13 protein-coding genes and 1 riboswitch are annotated in these 15,255 nt (G+C 72.0%); of the genes, 7 read left to right on the forward strand and 6 right to left on the reverse strand.

Annotated features, from left to right (window positions below):
- The first annotated feature begins 10 nt into the window (after positions 1–10).
- From pucL to ACIRVF_RS07445, 3 genes are all read left to right on the forward strand, one after another.
- Positions 11–931: a factor-independent urate hydroxylase gene (gene pucL / locus ACIRVF_RS07435; protein ID WP_402815059.1), complete on the forward strand. Its 921-nt coding sequence runs from the start codon at positions 11–13 to the stop codon at positions 929–931.
- Positions 932–1,252: 321 nt separating this feature from the next.
- Entirely contained in the window at positions 1,253–2,767 is a 1,515-nt protein-coding gene (locus ACIRVF_RS07440; protein ID WP_402815060.1) for a nucleobase:cation symporter-2 family protein, read from the forward strand.
- 211 nt (positions 2,768–2,978) lie between these two features.
- Positions 2,979–4,364 carry an 8-oxoguanine deaminase gene (locus ACIRVF_RS07445; protein ID WP_402815063.1) on the forward strand — a complete coding sequence of 462 codons (1,386 nt, stop codon included), beginning with the start codon at positions 2,979–2,981 and terminating at the stop codon, positions 4,362–4,364.
- 277 nt (positions 4,365–4,641) lie between these two features.
- On the opposite strand, the gene ACIRVF_RS07450 is transcribed toward ACIRVF_RS07445, so the two are convergent.
- Positions 4,642–5,043 (reverse strand): gamma-glutamylcyclotransferase, encoded by a 402-nt coding sequence (locus ACIRVF_RS07450; RefSeq protein WP_402815065.1) that lies wholly within the window; start codon positions 5,041–5,043, stop codon positions 4,642–4,644.
- Positions 5,044–5,188: 145 nt separating this feature from the next.
- Positions 5,189–6,841, reverse strand: coding sequence for a malate synthase A (gene aceB / locus ACIRVF_RS07455; RefSeq protein ID WP_402815068.1), 1,653 nt, complete (start codon positions 6,839–6,841; stop codon positions 5,189–5,191).
- Positions 6,842–7,041: 200 nt separating this feature from the next.
- On the opposite strand from aceB, the gene ACIRVF_RS07460 reads away from it, so the two are divergent.
- Both ACIRVF_RS07460 and ACIRVF_RS07465 read left to right on the forward strand, forming a co-directional pair.
- Positions 7,042–7,839 (forward strand): IclR family transcriptional regulator, encoded by a 798-nt coding sequence (locus ACIRVF_RS07460; RefSeq protein ID WP_402815070.1) that lies wholly within the window; start codon positions 7,042–7,044, stop codon positions 7,837–7,839.
- A gap of 186 nt (positions 7,840–8,025) precedes the next feature.
- Positions 8,026–8,610 (forward strand): hypothetical protein, encoded by a 585-nt coding sequence (locus ACIRVF_RS07465; RefSeq protein ID WP_402815072.1) that lies wholly within the window; start codon positions 8,026–8,028, stop codon positions 8,608–8,610.
- Between the two features lie 55 nt (positions 8,611–8,665).
- On the opposite strand, the gene ACIRVF_RS07470 is transcribed toward ACIRVF_RS07465, so the two are convergent.
- Positions 8,666–10,099 carry a hypothetical protein gene (locus ACIRVF_RS07470; protein WP_402815074.1) on the reverse strand — a complete coding sequence of 478 codons (1,434 nt, stop codon included), beginning with the start codon at positions 10,097–10,099 and terminating at the stop codon, positions 8,666–8,668.
- 2 nt (positions 10,100–10,101) lie between these two features.
- A riboswitch (cyclic di-AMP (ydaO/yuaA leader) is annotated at positions 10,102–10,223 on the reverse strand.
- 255 nt (positions 10,224–10,478) lie between these two features.
- Positions 10,479–11,777 (reverse strand): esterase/lipase family protein, encoded by a 1,299-nt coding sequence (locus ACIRVF_RS07475; RefSeq protein ID WP_402815077.1) that lies wholly within the window; start codon positions 11,775–11,777, stop codon positions 10,479–10,481.
- Between the two features lie 224 nt (positions 11,778–12,001).
- On the opposite strand from ACIRVF_RS07475, the gene ACIRVF_RS07480 reads away from it, so the two are divergent.
- Complete coding sequence (locus ACIRVF_RS07480; RefSeq protein ID WP_046386777.1) at positions 12,002–12,331, forward strand: MoaF-related domain-containing protein; 330 nt, start codon at positions 12,002–12,004, stop codon at positions 12,329–12,331.
- A 76-nt stretch (positions 12,332–12,407) separates the two neighbouring features.
- On the opposite strand, the gene ACIRVF_RS07485 is transcribed toward ACIRVF_RS07480, so the two are convergent.
- Together ACIRVF_RS07485 and ACIRVF_RS07490 are read right to left on the reverse strand one after the other, a co-directional pair.
- On the reverse strand, positions 12,408–13,568 hold the full coding sequence (locus ACIRVF_RS07485; RefSeq protein WP_402815080.1) for an alpha/beta hydrolase: 1,161 nt from the start codon (positions 13,566–13,568) through the stop codon (positions 12,408–12,410).
- A 137-nt stretch (positions 13,569–13,705) separates the two neighbouring features.
- Positions 13,706–14,335 (reverse strand): TetR/AcrR family transcriptional regulator, encoded by a 630-nt coding sequence (locus ACIRVF_RS07490; protein ID WP_402815082.1) that lies wholly within the window; start codon positions 14,333–14,335, stop codon positions 13,706–13,708.
- Between the two features lie 117 nt (positions 14,336–14,452).
- Here ACIRVF_RS07490 and ACIRVF_RS07495 point away from each other — a divergent pair, with 117 nt between their 5' ends.
- The gene (locus ACIRVF_RS07495) at positions 14,453–15,217 is read left to right on the forward strand and encodes an SDR family NAD(P)-dependent oxidoreductase (protein ID WP_402815085.1); all 765 of its coding nucleotides are present in this window, start codon (positions 14,453–14,455) and stop codon (positions 15,215–15,217) included.
- Positions 15,218–15,255 lie beyond the last annotated feature (38 nt).

Here is a 15,255-nt window from a genome sequence, read left to right on the forward strand (position 1 = left end):
GGAGCCTGTCATGGCCCACGTGCTCGGTCAGAACCAGTACGGCAAGGCGGAGAACCGCATCGTCCGGGTCTACCGCGACTCCACCCGGCACGAGATCAAGGACCTGAACGTCTCGGTCTCCCTCCAGGGCGACTTCGAGGACGTCCACCTCACCGGGTCCAACGCCAACTGCCTCCCCACCGACACCACCAAGAACACCGTCTACGCCTTCGCCAAGGAGTACGGCATCGACTCGGCCGAGGCCTTCGGCATCCTGCTGGCCCGGCACTTCGTCGACGACACCGAGCGCGGCGTCGTGCACAGCGCCCGGATCCGGATCGAGGAGTACGCCTGGGACCGGATCAAGACGCCGGACAGCTCGGCCCGCTTCATCGGCTCGGAGGAGGTCGGCCACTCCTTCGTCCGCAACGGCCAGGAGACCCGCACCACCGAGGTCGTCTACGACGGCGAGAAGGTCCAGGTCATCTCCGGCCTGAAGGACCTGATCGTGATGAACTCCACCAACTCGGAGTTCTGGGGCTACATCAAGGACAAGTACACCACCCTCCAGGAGGCGTACGACCGCATCCTCGCCACCCAGGTCACCGCCCGCTGGAAGTACGGCTACAGCGGTCGCGACGGCGAGGCCCAGCCCAACTGGAACCGCTCCTACACCCACGTGAAGCGGCACATGCTGGAGGCGTTCGCCGAGACCTACTCCTACTCGCTGCAGCAGACCCTGCACTCGATGGGCACCCGGGTCCTCAACAACCGCGCCGAGGTCGACGAGGTGCGCCTCGAACTGCCCAACAAGCACCACTTCCTGGTCGACCTGGAGCCCTTCGGGCTGAAGAACGAGAACGAGGTCTACTACGCCGCGGACCGCATGTACGGCCTGATCGAGGGCACCGTGCACCGCGAGGGCGTCGTACCGGTCATCCCGGTGGTCTGACCTCCCCCACCGCGCCACCCGCGCCACCGCTCCACCCCCGCTCCACCCCCGCTCCACCCAGCTCCACCCAGCTCGCCCCACGGACTCCGCCCGGAGTCGCCGCACCTCCGGTCCGCACGGACCGGTCGAGTCCTGGCGGATCGCACCACCCGCACCACCTGTTTCTCCACCCCCACCAACCGGAGTTCGTGTCTGCCTCACGGCGGCCGGCCCGGGGCACTGGAGAAGCGCCCCGAGGGATCCTTGCTCCGCCGTCCCGCCCTCGGGGGGTCTCCAGCGCCACGGGCGCGCCGGGAGCCACGGGCACAAGAGGGGCTCGACATGGCACCCAGCAACACCAGCAGTAACGACGGCGGTTCCACCCCAGCAAGAAACCCAGGTCCGGACGGCGCCTCAACACGCCTCCCCGGCAAGCCGTCCGGGTCCGGGACCCGTCCCGGTACCCACCCCGCTATCCACCCCGTGGACGAGGTGCTGCCCCCGGTGAAGCTGTTCTCCACCGGGCTCCAACACGTCGCCGCGATGTACGCGGGGGTCGTCGCACCCCCGCTCATCGTCGGCGCCGGCGTCGGACTGTCCGCCGCCGACCTCGCCCTGCTCATCTCGGCCAGCCTGTTCACCGCCGGACTGGCCACCCTGCTCCAGACCCTCGGCGTCTGGAAGATCGGCGCGCGGCTGCCGTTCGTGAACGGCGTGTCGTTCGCGGGCGTCGCGCCCATGATCGCCATCGCCAAGGGCTCCATCGAAAGGACAGGGGGACCGAAGGACGCCCTCCCGGTGATCTTCGGAGCGGTGATCGTCGCGGGGGCCCTGTGCTTCCTCGCGGCGCCGTACTTCTGCAAGCTCATCCGGTTCTTCCCACCGGTCGTCCAGGGCACCGTGATCACCCTCATCGGGGTGTCCCTGCTCCCGGTGGCGGTGAACTGGGCGCGCGGCGGCTCGCCGGGCGCCCCCGGGTACGGCTCCATGCGGGCCATCGGCCTCGCCGCGATCACCCTCGTCGCGGTGGTGCTCTGCAACCGGCTGCTGCGCGGCTTCTGGCAGCAGCTGTCCCTGCTCATCGGGCTGGCGTTCGGCACCCTGATCGCCTTCCCGCTGGGGCTGGCCGACTTCGGCGCGGTCCAGGACGCGAAGGTCTTCGCGCTTCCGTCCCCGTTCCACTTCGGCGCGCCCGCGTTCGACGCCGCCGCCATCGTCTCGATGTGCATCGTCATGGTGGTCTCGATGACCGAGTCCACCGCCGACATGCTCGCCCTCGGCAAGATCGTCGAGCGCGAGGCCGACGAACCCACCCTCGCCGCCGGCCTCCGGGCCGACGGACTGGCCACCGCGCTCAGCCCCGTCTTCAACGGCTTCGCCGCCAGCGCCTTCGCCCAGAACATCGGGCTGGTGGCGCTGACGAAGATCCGCAGCCGCTTCGTGGTCGCGGCCGGCGGAGGCATCCTGATCCTGCTCGGGCTCTTCCCGGTGCTCGGATCGGTCGTCTCCCTCGTGCCGCAGCCCGTCCTCGGCGGCGCCGGGATCGTGCTCTTCGGCACGGTCGCGGCGAGCGGTATCCGCACCCTCGCGGAGGCCGGCATGGAGTCCAGCGCCAACACCATCCTGGTGTCGGTCTCGCTCGGTGTCGGCATCATCCCGATCGCCGTGCCGAACTTCTACGACTCCTTCCCGGAGGCCGTCCGGACCCTGATGCACTCGGGGATATCCGCCGGCTGCGTGATGGCCGTCCTGCTCAACCTGCTCTTCCACCACGTCGGGACCACCCGCCGGTCAGGATCGGAATCCCTACCCGGCCAGGCCCCCGGCGCGACGGTGCCGACGGCGACACCGTCCTGACCGGTCCGGGCGGGGGGGGGGGGGCCCCCCCCCCCCGCCCCCCCCCGCCCCCCCCCCCCCCCCCACACACCCCCCCCCCCCCCCCCCCCCCCCCCCGGCCCCGCCCCCGGGCGCGCGGGGGCCGAGGGCGACCCCGTCCTCCCGGGCCGGGGGGGGGGCGCCCACCCTCGGGGGCGCGCCCTTCCTGGCCCTCCCCCATAGGAGTGACACCATGGCAGTCCAGCCCCCACCCGCCGACCAGCGGATCGTGATCGAGAACGTCGCGATCGCCACCGTCGACGCCGCCGACACCGAGTACGCCCGCGGCCACGTGGTCATCCTCGGCAACCGCATCGAGTCGGTCGGGGACGGCCCCGCCCCCAACTGGCTGGACAACGTGGTGCGCCGCATCAACGGCGAGGGCCACCTGATCACCCCGGGCCTGGTCAACACCCACCACCACTTCTACCAGTGGATCACCCGCGGGCTCGCCCAGGACGACATCCTCTTCGACTGGCTGGTCGCCCTCTACCCGACCTGGGCCCGGATCGACGAGAATCTCGTGCACGCCGCCAGCCAGGGCTCGGCCGCCGCCCTGCTCAAGTCCGGCTGCACCACCGCCTCGGACCACCACTACGTCTTCCCCAAGGACGGAGGCGACGTCCTCGGCGCCTCGATCGAGGCCGTCCAGGAGCTCGGCCTGCGCTTCACCGCGCTGCGCGGCTCGATGGACCGCAGCAAGAAGGACGGCGGACTGCCGCCGGACCACGCCGTCGAGGAGCTCGACGACATCCTGGCCGCCTCCGAAGCCGCCGTGGACCGCTACCACGACTCCTCCTTCGGCTCGATGCTGCACGTGGCGATCGCGCCCTGCTCGCCGTTCTCGGTCTCCACCGACCTGCTCCGCCAGTCCGCCGAACTCGCCCGCCGCAAGGGCGTCCGGCTGCACACCCACGGCTCGGAGACGGCCGAGGAGGAGCAGTTCTGCAAGGAGCTGTTCGGCATGGGGCCGACCGACTACTTCGAGTCGGTGGGCTGGCTCGGCGAGGACGTCTGGATGGCCCACTGCGTCCACATGAACGACTCCGACATCGCCAAGTTCGCCGAGACGGGTACGGGTGTCGCGCACTGCCCGTCCTCCAACGCCCGCCTGGCCGCCGGTATCGCCCGGGTGCCCGACATGCTCAAGGCCGGCGTACCGGTCGGGCTCGGCGTCGACGGCACCGCCTCCAACGAGTCCGGCGAGCTGGGCACCGAGCTGCGCAACGCGCTGCTGATCAACCGCCTCCACGGCTCCCCGACCGCGCTGACCGGGCGCCAGGCGCTGCGTCTCGGCACCATGGGCGGGGCCCGGGTGCTCGGACGGCAGAACGAGATCGGCTCGATCGAGGCCGGCAAGCTGGCCGACCTGGCGCTCTGGAAGATCGACGGCGTCATGCACTCCTCGATCGCCGACCCGGTCGCGGCCCTCACCTTCGGCGCGCTGCCGCCGCTGGCGGTGCTGTTCGTCAACGGCAACGCCGTGGTGGAGAAGGGCGAGCTGACCAGCGTCAACGAGGACCGGATCGCCCGGGCCTGTGCCCGCGCGGCCAAGGAACTCGCCGCCCGGCCGGTGTGACGGTCCGACACCGAAGACTCCGGGGCGCCCAGGGACGGTGCGTGACCCGGACTCCGTAGGCCCGGCAGGGTGTGCGGACTGCGGCCCCGAACCCACGGCGAGGGTTCGGGGCCGCGGCGTGGGCGGGAACAGACTTCAGCGAACAGAGTTCAACCAACAGATTTCAGCGAACAGATTTCAGCTGACAGACTTCAGCGAACAGATGACAACTTTCATCATCTGTTCGCTGAAGCCTGTTTGCCGGCCGTCCGGCTGTCTCCGTCGGGCCGGCAGGCCGTCAGGCCGTACGCCCCAGCGTCGCCAGGTAGGCGCGCCAGCCGCCGTGGTGGGTGATCTCGCGGTGCACCCCGCGCTCGACCTCGCCCCGGGCGAGCAGCATGGACAGGCACGGCGAGCCGTCCTCCAGCTCGATCACGCCGAGCTCCAGCTCCCGGGGCTCACCGGGCAGGATGACGTCCCGCAGACGCTCCAGGCTGATGTCGTACAGCTCGCCCTCGATCGCGCTGTCGACGCCCGGGTCGGCCAGCAGCCCCGGGCAGACGTCCGTACCGCCGCTGTGGTCGATCGAGAAGAAGCGGTAGCCGGGCGCGGTGCGGACCGGGCCGATCAGGGCGTCGGCGACCTTGCCGTGGAACGGTCCGCCGACCATCGCCTGGCCGTTGAAGAAGATGCGCGCCATCAGTGAACTCCTCACAAAGAAAAGACCGTTCCGCACGACGACGAGAGGACAGGTGGATTCGTCGCCGTACGGAACGGAGCAAACGGGGGCGGAACTGCTACAGCCCGGCAGGCGGCAGCGGTGGCGCCGGTGGATAGATTGGTGCTCAGCCCAGCAGGGGAAGCGCGGGGAGGGTCAGGAAGTCCGCGAACTCCTCGGCCAGGGCGACCTGTTCGAAGAGCTGGGCGGCCTCGCGCCAGCGCCCGGCCTGGTAGGCCTCGGCGCCGAGCTCGGCACGGAGCTCGGCCAGTTCGGTGGCGACCAGGCTTCGGACCAGTTCGGCGGTGGCCTTCTCGCCGGTGTCGGACAGCACGACCCCGTTGTGGATCCACTGCCAGATCTGCGAGCGCGAGATCTCGGCGGTGGCGGCGTCCTCCATCATGTTGAAGATGCCGACCGCCCCGAGCCCGCGCAGCCACGCCTCGATGTAGCGGATGCCGACCTGGACGGCGTTGTGCAGCCCGGCGTGGGTGCAGGTGCCGCCGGCGCCCGCGATGTCGAGCAGGTCGGCCGCGGTGACCGGCTCCGACGGGCCGGGGTTGTCCTTCTGGTGGGGCCGCTCGCCGAGCACCGCGTCGAAGGAGGCCCGGGCGACCGGGACGAGGTCCGGGTGGGCGACCCAGGAGCCGTCGAAGCCGTTGCCGGCCTCGCGGTCCTTGTCCGCCTTGACCTTCTCCAGCGCGGCCGCGTTGACCTCCGGGTCCTTGCGGCTGGGGATGAACGCGGCCATGCCGCCGATCGCGTGGGCACCCCGCTTGTGGCAGGTCCGCACCAGCAGCCGGGTGTAGGCGGCCATGAACGGCGAGGCCATGGTGACGCTGTTGCGGTCCGGCAGGATGAAGTGCTCACCGGCGTCGCGGAAGTTCTTGACGATCGAGAACAGGTAGTCCCAGCGCCCGGCGTTGAGGCCGGCCGCATGGTCGCGCAGCTCGTAGAGGATCTCGTCCATCTCGAAGGCCGCGGTGATGGTCTCGATCAGCACGGTGGCCCGGATGGTGCCGTGCGGGATGCCGAGTTGGGCCTGGACGTGGGTGAAGACGTCGTTCCAGAGCCGGGCTTCGAGGTGGCTCTCGGTCTTCGGCAGGTAGAAGTACGGGCCGGAGTTGGGGTCCTCGGCGCCCTTGGCGAGCAGCCGGGCCGCGTTGTGGAAGAAGTACAGGCCGAAGTCGACGAACGCGCCGGCCACCGGGACGCCGTCGACCAGCAGGTGGTTCTCGTCCAGGTGCCAGCCGCGCGGGCGGACCACGACGGTGGCGAGTTCGGCGGCGGGCTTGAGGGTGTAGGCCTTGCCGGCCGAGCTGGTGAAGTCGATCCGGCCCTCGAAGGCGTCGATCAGGTTGACCTGGCCGCTGACCACGTTCTCCCAGGTCGGGGAGGTGGCGTCCTCGAAGTCGGCGAGCCAGACCTTGGCTCCGGAGTTGAGCGCGTTGATGACCATCTTGCGGTCGGTGGGGCCGGTGATCTCGACCCGGCGGTCCCGGAGCGCGCGCGGCGCCTCGGCGACCTTCCAGTCCCCGGCCCGGACGTCGGCGGTCTCGGGGAGGAAGTCCAGCGTGCCGGTGCGGGCGATCTCGGCCCGTCGGGTCTTCCGCCTGGCCAGGAGCTCCTGCCGACGCCCTTCGAAGGCGCGATGGAGGCCGACGACGAAGGCGACCGCCTCCGGAGTGAGCACCTCCTCCGCCCGGTGGACGCGCGGACCGGCGACAGTGACGACCGGAGCGGCGGGGGAGGCGCCGACGGGCCCCTGATCTGCAGCCATGAGCAGGACACTCCTAAGACGGTTGAGCCTGGCAAGGGAGCTCCGGTGGGAGCTTCCTCGGGAACTTCCTCGATCGTTACCCGCCTGTCGGCGAGTTCGATTCTGTAAAGTGGAGACTAGTTTCCGCGATACAGAATTTCAACGGTTTGTTGAAGAGGTCGCCGGGACTCTACTCCTCCCCGACAGCGAAGGGAACGCCGGTGGTTGCGACCCCCGACACAGCATCGACGACAGGCGCCGACCGCGCGAGCGGCGGCGTGCAGTCCGTCGAGCGCGCCTTCCAACTCCTGGAGGCGCTGGCCGACTCCGGCGGGGTGGCCACCCTCAGCGAGCTCTCCAGCAGTTCCGGCCTCCCGATGCCGACCATCCACCGACTGGTACGTACCCTCGTCCAGCAGGGTTACGTCCGCCAGGACACCGCGCGCCGCTACACCCTCGGCCCCCGGCTGATCCGCCTCGGCGAGACGGCCGGACGCCTGCTCGGCAGCTGGGCCCGCCCCTACCTGGCCGAGCTCATGGAGGCCACCGGCGAGACCGCCAACCTGGCCGTGCTGGAGGGCGGCGAGGTGGTGTACGTCGGGCAGGTGCAGTCGCGGCGCTCGATGCGGATGTTCACCGAGGTCGGACGGCGGGTGCAGCCGCACTGCACCGGCGTCGGCAAGGCGCTGCTCGCCCAGCTCCCCGAGGACGAGGCGCGCGCGATCCTGGGCCCCAACCCGCTGCCCGCGCACACCGAGTACACCGTGACCGACCCGCAGGAGCTGATGGACCAGCTCGCCGAGGCGCGCGAGCGCGGGTACGTGGTCGACGACCAGGAGCAGGAGATCGGCGTCCGCTGCATCGCGCTCGCGGTACCGGGCGCGCCGACGCCCACCGCCCTGTCGGTGTCCGGCCCGGAGGCCCGGGTCCGGGCACTGGAGGAGCAGGCGGGGGCGTCCGCGCTGGTGCCGGTGATGCACCAGATCGCCTCCCGTCTCGGGCAGGTCCTCGCGCCCTGACGGTCCGTCAGTCGCCGTGACCGGCCTGCTGAGTGGGGAGGCCATCGGATCCCTCCCGCACCGTCCTCCGTTCGACGGACGCGTGGGCGGGTTGCGCCGGGCCCGCGGGGCCGGTGCCACCACCCTGGTGCGGACGCGGCCCGCGCCGGAGCGGGCCGCCGGAGCGCGAGGGAGCGGTGAGCGGCGATGGCACGCGGGCAGGACAGGCGCAGGGAGCTTCGGGTCGGATCCGGTGGGGCGGCGTTCACGGCGGGGACGGCGGCGGGTTGCGCGGTCGCCCTGCTGGCCGCGGGGCCGTCCTGGGCGGCCCCGCGCCCCGCGACCCGGCCGGAGCCGCGGGTCGCGTCGGTGGGAGCGGCCGCCGGGCGGTCCGACTCCGACCTGGAGGTGGTCCGGCAGGATCCGGCGGCCGCGCCGCCCGGCGGCACCACCACGATCCGCGCCTTCGTCGCGAACCGCGGCCCGGACACCACGGGCTCGCCGTTCACGGTGGTCGTCGCCCTGCCGCAGGGCGTGACGCCGCAGGGCCCGTACTTCCCCTCCGACTGCGCGGTACTGGGGGGCGGGCGTACGGTGCGCTGCGTCTTCGGGGCCGGGCTGAAGCAGGGGCGCAGCGCGACCGCGCTCGTCCCGGTGCGGATCTCCCCCGACGTGCCGCTGGGCGTGCTGGAGGGCGGGGCGGTCGAGGTGCACAGTCCGGACGACCGGGACGGAAGCAACAACCGGCAGCCGTTCGACATCGAGGTGGTCGAGACGGCTGCCGGTTCCTGAGAGCGGCTGGTCTGTGGGCTGCGTGCGCTCGGCCTCCGCGGTCAGCGGTCAGCGGTCAGCGGTAGACGCGCACGTAGTCGGCGGCGAAGGTGATCGGGGTGTTCCCCTGCGGCGCCGGGTGGTACTTGCCGGCACCGACGGAGAGGTTGAGGATCAGGTACGCCGAGAAGTCGGCGCCCACGCCCTTGCCGTCCGAGAACACCTTGACGCCGTTGACGTACCAGTCCACCGAGTCGGCGCCGTAGTAGGTGCCGATGGTGACCCACTGGTCCTTGGCGACGGCATTGGCGTCGGTGTAGTAGTCCGCGTTGCCGGGGTTGACGTGGTTGGTCAGCTCCAGCAGGTCCGGGTTGTCGGGGTGGTACTCGAAGGAGTCGACCTCCCCGTTGCCGTTCTTCCAGGTCCACAGGGCGGGCCAGGCGCCGGTGCCCGAGGGCAGCTTGACCCGGGTCTCGGCGTAGTCACCGGTCTTGACCTGGAAGCCCTCGGCGGAGCCCTCGGTGGTCAGGAAGCCGGTGTTCCAGGACTGCCGGCCGTTCTCCAGGGTGGGGCCGCCGGGGGTGGCGGTGAAGGTGGCGACGCCGTTCGCGACGCTGACGTTGTTCTTGTTCAACCAGTCGAGCTTGTTGTCGTCCGGGTTGTGGTTGCCGTACTTGTACGCGGTGCTCTTGTCGCCGACCCACCGTCGGCCCCAGTCGATCGGGCCGTTGAACTCGTCGGACCAGGTCAGCGACTTCCCGGCGATCGGGGAGGCCGGCGCCGGGGTGCTCGGGCTCGCGGTGGCGCTGGGGGTGGAGGTGGCGCTCGGGGCGGAGGTGGCGCTCGGGGCGGACGTGGCGCTCGGGGTGGAGGTGGCGCTCGGGTTCGCGGTCGGCGCCGTGGTGGGCGCGACGGTCGGCGCCGTGGTGGCGGTGGCCGTCGGGGCCGGCTCGGCAGTGGGGGCGGCGGCGGTCGGCGTGGTGGTGGGCGACGGCTTGGCGGTGGAGGTGGCCGTGGGGGCCGGGGTGGGCGTCGACGTCCCGGCGCGGGAGACCACCAGCTGCTGCGAGGGCAGGTTGTGCCAGCCGCCGCCGAGGTCCTGCCAGAAGCCGAACTGGGTGTAGGTCCCGGCGGGCAGGGTGCGCGCGCCGCTGGTGAAGGAGAACCCGCTCGGGCAGAGCTGCACGTTGCCGGCGTTGCCCGGGAAGTCCAGGTTGGTGCCGTGCGCGTCGCGGACGCCCACGCCGACGGTCCTGGCGACGAAGCAGGACGAGGAGTGCAGGCTCAGCGAGGCGGTGGTGGCCTTGCCCGCGACCATGGTGGCGGGGGCGAGCCGGTCCTGGGTGACGGTCGGGCCGGTGGTGGCCTGGGCACCGGCGACGGCCGGCAGCCCGAACAGGCCGGCGCCGCTGATGGCGAGTGCCCCGGTGGCGGCGAGGGCGGCGTTGCGTCCGCGGTGGGACGGACGGGCGTGGCGGGGCGCGCGACGGCGCCCGGCAGGCTGGGGCATGGGAGTCCTCTGCGACGCCTGCGAGGTGAGCTGTCGGATTCGGGCTGCAGTTGCCCGGCCGCCTGCGGAGCGGCTTCACCCCTAGCCGCAGCCCGCACGCTGGTGCGTACGGGCCGGGCGCTGACCTTGGTTCCCCCGCTCCCGTCCGCTGTCGTGCTCGGCTGCCCGCCGACGGGTGGACAGGAATCGGCGTCCCGGCGGCGGAGTCCGCGAGGGCGGACGACCCGTTGCAGGCTAGGCAGGCTGTGCGTGAACGGACAACTCCATCCGGCCGGTTGTCGCGCAGCTCACAGTGGTGTCGATCAACGACGCTGCGTGGCCGCCGAGTTGATCAATCCCGGCGCCGCGGCCGGGGGTTCGCGGGTCGAGGCCCGGAGGTTCAGCCGAGCCAGGCGGCCACCTGGCTCTCGGCCTCCGGCGACCAGGCCAGTTCCAGGTGGTTGAGCCCGCTGAGCAGCCGGGTGCCGCCGACGGTCGTGATGCCGGTGGTGTCCAGGGCGCTCGCGGTGAACACGATGCTGTCGCTGGGACCGCGGTTCTCGTCGAGCACGCCCGGGATGTCGGCCGAGCCGCCCGCGAGGAGATAGGTGGGCACCGGGGCCGGGGTCCCGGCCCGCTGGAGCGGGGCGATCAGCGAGCCCGCGTCGACGGCCGCCTGGATGCCCTGGCCGGAGGTGCAGAAGCCCTGGCCGCCGTAGTACGTGGTCCACCAGTCCTGGGCGGTGGTGTCCACCCCGTAGACGGCGTCCCAGCGGGCGAGCAGCTGTCGCTGGCCCGGATAGCAGTCGCTGCCACCGGTCGGCAGCACTCCCAGGCAGGGCTGGGCGGTGTACGTGCCGTAGCAGGTCATGTACAGGTGCGGGGACGGCGCGTTGGCGGTACCGCCGCAGGCCGGCCAGGTGGCCAGGTCGAAGTCCCAGCCGTGCGCGTAGACGTAGTCGAGCCCGCCGTTCGGCCCGCCGAGGGTGACCAGGCGGCGCACGTCGCCCGCGTACGGCCGCCCCCAGGAGGGGCGCACCGAGGACACGTACGCGCGGGCGGCGACCTCTCCCTTGCTCCAGGCCACCACGTCGACCTGGGGGACGCCGAGCCGGGCCCGGATCAGCGTGATCGCGTCACCGACTGCCTGGGCCTGGAGCAGGTTGTCGCCGTGCTTGTGGGCGAAGCCGACGGCGAACACCCGGTGGCCGCTCCCGGCCAGGTACTGGGCGAGGCCGGTGGACGGGCAGCTCGCGGCGCCGCAGGTGCCCCCCTCCCCCGGGTTCGCCCAGGCGCGGTCGGCGTTGTCGTTGGCGCCGTGGACCAGCAGGACGGGGGTGCCGGTGCCGCCGGCGTCCCAGCCGGAGGCGGAGTAGAGCAGGAAGCGGCCGGAGTACGGCTCGCCGGTGCCGAAGTAGGTGCGGCGGGGGCCGTCCTGATCGCCGCGGCCGTCGGCGGGGAACTGCTCGGTACGGAAGCCGGGGGTGGGGTCGAGGTAGCGCTCGACCTTGGCCCAGCCGTCGCCGGGGGCGGGGAAGGTGGCTTCGAGGGCGAGGGGGGCGGCGGCCGTCCCGGTGGCGGCCGCCGTCGCGGTGGCGGCCGCTCCGGCGGCGGGGGCGCCGAGGAGGAGGGCGGTGAGGGTGAGGAGAAGGGCCGAGAGGGCGGCGGGGACGCGCCGTCGGGTGGGGGTACGTCTCATGGGCGTGGACGGTAGGGCCGGCCCGCGGTCGCGCCCATGTGCCGGCCGCACACCGCGAGCGGCGCGACGGTGGCGGACCGCACCGTGGCGCGGGGCCGCCCGAGTCCGCCCGGTCGGATAAATTGGAACCCTGGCATTTTCCGCGGTGCACAAGTGCGCCGACTCCGGTGTTGCCCGGTCCGTACGGTCCGTCCCACGCTCCCGAGAAGAGGTTCCGCCCCACCATGACCGCGTCCCTGCCCGCCTTCGCCGGCCGTACCTACGTCTTCCGGGTCGACAACGGCGCGGCCTTCCGCAACACGTACTCGGCCGACGGCGCGCGGCTGCGCTGGGAGGGCCTCGGCGAGTCGGCGGGCCAGTGGGAGGACGTGCGGCTGCACGTCGCCGAAATCGCTCCGGGGATCTACTTCGTCAGCTGGACGGAGCAGAGCGGGATCACCGTCAGCCATGTGATGGACCTCAACGCACTGACCGTGCGGGCCTTCTGGACCTTCGAGGGCGAGGGCGGCCGGGTCGGCCAGCTGCACACCGGGACGCTGGAGCGGGTGGCCTGAGCGGTGTGACGACGCGACGAACCCCCCGGGGGCGGTCCCGGGGGTTCCGTGCGTTCCGGTCCGACGGAGTCGTCCGTCAGACGCTCTGGCCCGGCTGGCCCGGCTGGTCCGGGACCTTGAGGTGCTGGGACAGCCACTCCAGCGAGGAGGGCAGCAGTGCGCTCCAGGTCTCGAAGTTGTGGCCGCCGTTCTCCAGCATGCTGTACGAGACCTTCATCGGGCTGTGCACCGCGTCGATGAACGCCTCGGTGTCCTGCTTGTAGTTGCCGTCGCCCTTCTTGGTGCCGGCCAGCAGGAGCGAGACGTTCGGCTGCGGCAGGTTCTTCAGCCGCCACATCAGGTTGGCCTCGTCGCGGCGCTGCCTGCTCCCGCCGAAGAGGTCACCGGTGGTCGGGTCGTCGGCGGCCTCGTAGTACCCGGAGAGGGCGACGGCGGTCGGGAAGACGTCCGGGTGGCGCATGGCCAGCTTGACGGCGCAGTAGCCGCCGGTCGAGTTGCCCATGAAGGCCCAGGCCTTCGGGTCGGTCGAGACCCGGTAGCTCGCCTCGATCGCCGAGGGGACGTCCTTGGTGAAGTACGTGTCGGACTGGGCACCGCCCGGGATGTCCTCGCACTCGGTGTCCTGCGGCAGGGCGGGCGAGGGACGCACCAGGACCATGACGGTCGGCTGCATCCGGCCCTCCTGCAGCAGCTTGAGGGCGGCGCCCGGGTAGTTGAAGCGGGTGATCAGGTTCTCGGCGATTCCTGGGAATCCGGTGCTGACGATCACGGCCGGGAACTGCTTCTGCGCGTACTCCGGCTGGAAGTACTGCGGCGGCAGGTAGACGTACCCCTCGGTCGACAGCCGGCTCTCCTTGCCGTCGATCCGGACCTTGCGGATCTCGCCGGACCGGCTGGGCTCGCGGCCCATTGCGCCGCCGCCCTTCACCGAGGCCCGGCCGATGGTCTCGACCACAAGGCGCCCGGAGGCGTCCGCCTTGTTGTGGATCACCACCGGGCCGGTGCTGCCGGTGCCCAGCAGGTCGTCCCAACTGCTGTAGAACGCGAAGTAGTTGTTGGCCACCAGGCCGAGTGCGGCGAGCACCGCGACCTGGGTGGCGAGCAGCGCGCCTATTCGGCCGAGCACCGCCTGCCAGCTCTTCCTGGCGAGTCTGGGCCACAGCCAGACCGTGCCGACCATCATCACGACCGCAAGCAGTACGGCCAGTGCCAGCACTTTGTGGCTCGTCAGACCCATGTCCCAGTTGCTCCCACGCCTCGAACTCCGCGCCCCCTCCGCTCAGGGACATTCCAGGAGGTCACCCCGGTTCCCCCACCGGGGCGCGAGGACCAACCCTAGCGGGAGCTGTGAGGCAGCTGACCGGCGGCTGGGGGTCAGGTGAGGAGCCGCAGCCCCGCCGTGAGCTCGCGCATGCAGCGGGCAGCGAGGTCCTGCGGAGAACCCGGGCCGGCGACCGGGGCGTCCGAGCCGGCCCACTGCTCCAGGGCCACCCGGATCGCCGCCGTGGCCGCGGCGGCGGCCAGCCGGATCTCCAGCGGGTCGGCGCCGTCCGGGCAGCGGGCGGCCAGCACGGACCGCAGCCGCTCCTCCGCTCCGGCGTGGACGCGCTGCCAGGTGCCGTCCAGCCGCGGGTCGCGCAGCAGGCTGCGGGTCCAGTGCATGGCCTCGACGGCCTCGTCGTCGGCCGGGGTCAGCGACTCGACCGCCGAGCGCTCCAGCGCCTCCCGCAGCGGGAGGTCGGTCCGGCTCGCGGCCAGCAGGTCCACCCAGCGCTGTCCGCCCGCCGCCAGCAGCGGGGCGACGGCGTCCTCCTTGACCGAGAAGTAGCGGTAGAAGGTGCGCAGCGAGAGGCCCGCGGCCGCGGCGATCTCCTCGGCGGTGGTCGCCTCGGCGCCCTGCTCGGCGAAGAGCGCGGCGGCGGTGCGGGCGATCTCCAGCCGGGTGGCGTCACGGCGGCGCTGGGTCAGGGTCGGGCGTCCGGTCACGGGGATCAGCGTACGCATCCGCGTGCCGCCTCGGCACATTCCGCCGGGATGGCACATCGATGCTTTTTGGCACGACGTGCCAGGTAGGCGTACCGTGCCCCTGAGGCCGAAAGGCTGCGAACGAAGGAGACCACCATGGAGCGCTTCAGCGGACGGAACGTCCTGATCACCGGCGGCGGCTCTGGCATCGGCCAGGCCACCGTGCACCGGATCCTGGCCGAGGGCGGGAAGGTCGTCGCCGTCGACGTCAACGAGGACGGCCTGAAGAGGACGCTGGACCGCGCGACCACCGACGGCACCGCCGACCGCCTGACCCTCCGGGTGCTCGACATCGCGGACGAGGCCGCCGTCGTCACGGGCGTGGCCGAGGCGGTCGCGGCGCTGGGCGGTCTGGACGTCCTGGTCAACGCGGCCGGCATCCTCCGCTCCTCGCACACCCACGAGACCACCCTGGAGTTCTGGAACAAGCTCCTCGCGGTGAACCTGACCGGCACCTTCCTGATGACCCGCGAGACGCTCCCCGCGCTGCTCGCGACCGGCCGGGGCGTGGTGGTCAACTTCAGCTCCACCTCCGCGGCCTTCGCCCACCCCTACATGGCCGCCTACGCCGCGACCAAGGGCGGCATCCAGTCCTTCACCCACGCGATCGCCTCGGAGTACTCGAAGCAGGGCCTGCGCGCGGTCTGCGTCGCACCGGGCAGCATCGACAGCGGCATGACCAACAACCCGGGTCTGCCCGCCGACGCCGACTTCAGCCTGCTCGCCAAGCTCTCCCCCGCCCTCGGCCAGGGCTTCGCCGGCCCGGAGACGGTCGCCGGCGTGATCGCCATGCTGGCCTCCGACGACGGCGCCTTCGTCACCGGCACCGAGCTGCGCATCGACGGCGGCACCCATATGTGACCCCTCCGCCGGTCCGGTCGGGCGCGGGGCCTGTGCCG

Origin of the sequence: Kitasatospora sp. NPDC101157, assembly GCF_044768255.1 — a bacterium.
Classification (GTDB): domain Bacteria; phylum Actinomycetota; class Actinomycetes; order Streptomycetales; family Streptomycetaceae; genus Kitasatospora.